The 1,102-nt window shown below is 41.3% G+C and carries 1 pseudogene; it reads right to left on the bottom strand.

What is annotated here, in order from left to right:
• Window positions 1-3 precede the first annotated feature (3 nt).
• Window positions 4-1,042 (bottom strand): annotated as a pseudogene (locus C1E24_RS20390) (IS630 family transposase).
• Window positions 1,043-1,102: the final 60 nt, after the last annotated feature.

Genomic DNA, 1,102 nt, shown 5'->3' with positions numbered 1-1,102 from the left:
ACCTTAACTTTTTCCCACCTCTATCCAGTCACGCTGACACATTTTCATCACTCGTTTTGTACATGAAACAAAGTCATTCCAGGCCTCACTACAACTCTCTACAATATCTTCATAACCTTTGAAACAGCGATTCGCTAAATGGTGCTGGCGTAGCCAACTCCATACTTGCTCTATTGGGTTCAGCTCAGGTGAATAGGGAGGCAGTTTGATAATAGAGACATTATCAATATCTGTTACCAGCGATGCCTGATGCCATCCAGCACCGTCCATTAACACAACAGCATGTCGCCCTGGTGCTGTCTTCGCAGATATCTGCTGTAAATGTTGTCTCATGACACTCATATTCACCCATGGAGTGATGAGTGCTTCAGTCTGCCGCGTGCTTGGACAAACAGCGCCAAAAAGATAGGCATAATCAAATTGTTGTTGTTTGACTGCTCTAGGCCGAGTTCCCTTTTTGGCCCAAAGGCGTGTCGTAGTGTTTTGCTGACCAAACCTGGCTTCGTCTTGAAACCAGATATCGACGTCATTCAGATTGGTAAATAGTGGGATCGTTTTGATCAATTCCATTTGCAGTTTTTTTAAAGTCCTGTTGAGCTTGTTCGGACTGCTTAGGGTGACGAGAACGGCTAGTTATCCAGCTAAAGTCTAAATTTTTCAATAGTTTGTAAATCGCATTGGGATGGTAAGAGACGTTAAATTCATCTTCAATATATTGTTTTATGCGATACCCTGTCAGTCTACCACCGTTGTCATTTTGAGCGTATTTATCAATATACTGAAAAAGTTGTTTTTGCTGCGAATCATTTAGTTAACAAGGTTTACCGGTTGGCTTTTTGGCGTCAAGGCCAGCTATTCCTTCATTAAGGTAGCGCTTTATCCATTCATTTACCATTCTTCTGCTGACATGGAGCATGGCAGCAATTTGCGTTCTGTTGTGGTTATCAAGGAAGTGCGCAACTGCTAAATAGCGGATCTTTTTACGGGCGTCTTTTTCAGATTTAGCCAACTTGAAAAGTTCGGCAGAAGTATGAGTATTCAAAGCTTATTTGTTGGTTGGAAAATAAATACAATTAGATCACAAATAATTACTGATTGGTAT

This window comes from Pseudoalteromonas phenolica (genome assembly GCF_005876835.1).
In the GTDB taxonomy this organism is placed as follows: domain Bacteria; phylum Pseudomonadota; class Gammaproteobacteria; order Enterobacterales; family Alteromonadaceae; genus Pseudoalteromonas; species Pseudoalteromonas phenolica_B.
The sequence above is the reverse complement of the archived record's forward strand: the minus strand, read 5'-3'. Positions and strand labels throughout refer to the sequence as shown.